Source organism: Butyricimonas sp. DFI.6.44 (assembly GCF_022132345.1).
Classification (GTDB): Bacteria; Bacteroidota; Bacteroidia; order Bacteroidales; family Marinifilaceae; genus Butyricimonas; species Butyricimonas muris.
Genome location: NZ_JAKNJD010000033.1, coordinates 1 through 923, shown reverse-complemented (window position 1 = coordinate 923; position 923 = coordinate 1). Strand labels below are relative to the sequence as shown.

General features: G+C 47.0%; 1 protein-coding gene. It reads left to right on the top strand.

Annotated features, from left to right (window positions below; translation table 11 throughout):
• Positions 1-88 precede the first annotated feature (88 nt).
• Positions 89-829, top strand: coding sequence for an ABC transporter ATP-binding protein (locus L0M98_RS22520; RefSeq protein WP_227217896.1), 741 nt, complete (start codon positions 89-91; stop codon positions 827-829).
• The last annotated feature ends 94 nt before the right edge of the window (positions 830-923 follow it).

The window sequence follows — 923 nt, the reverse complement described above, 5'->3', positions numbered from 1 at the left end:
CCGGGTGGAAATCCCTTGATGCCTAACATGACCGGACAGCGGCCACATTAGTCGTATCTAATTGTATCATAGTTATATGAATCTACAGGTGAAAGATATAATCAAAATAGAAAATCTTTGTCGGGATTTCGAGGTGGGCTCGGAAACTGTACACGCCTTGAGAGAGGTATCTTTCTCGATTCGGGCGGGAGAATTCGTGACCATCATGGGAACAAGCGGCTCGGGCAAATCCACCTTGTTGAATATGCTGGGTTGTCTGGATATTCCCACGTCGGGGGAGTATTACTTGGACGGGAAGCCCGTGCGGGAGATGGGGAAAAATGACAGGGCTTCCTACCGGAACTTGAAGATAGGCTTTATTTTCCAGTCCTACAACTTGTTGCCCAAGACTACGGCATTGGAAAACGTGGAATTACCCTTGTTGTATAACCCGTCCGTTTCCAAACGGGCAAGAAAAGAGAAAGCGTTGAACGCCTTGAAGGCGGTAGGTTTGGAGAACCGGGTGAATCATCGTTCCAACCAGATGTCCGGTGGACAGCAACAACGGGTGGCAATCGCCCGTGCCATGGTGAACGATCCTGTTATCTTGCTTGCCGACGAGGCGACGGGTAATTTGGATACCCGCACTTCTTACGAGATTCTGGCTTTATTCCAGCGCCTGCACGCCGAGGGGAGAACGATTATCTTCGTGACACATAACCCTGAAATAGCGGAGTTCAGTAGTCGCAACATATTACTCCGTGACGGTCGGGTAGTCGAGGACAAGAAAAACTCGAGAATCGGTTCCGCCCGGCAAATGCTGGAGGCGTTACCGAAAGAAATTGATTAATTCACGATTTATGAATTACGATTAATAAAAGTGCTAGTTAGGGAGGATGATAATCATAAATCTGAAATCATAAATCATAAATCTAAAATGAATA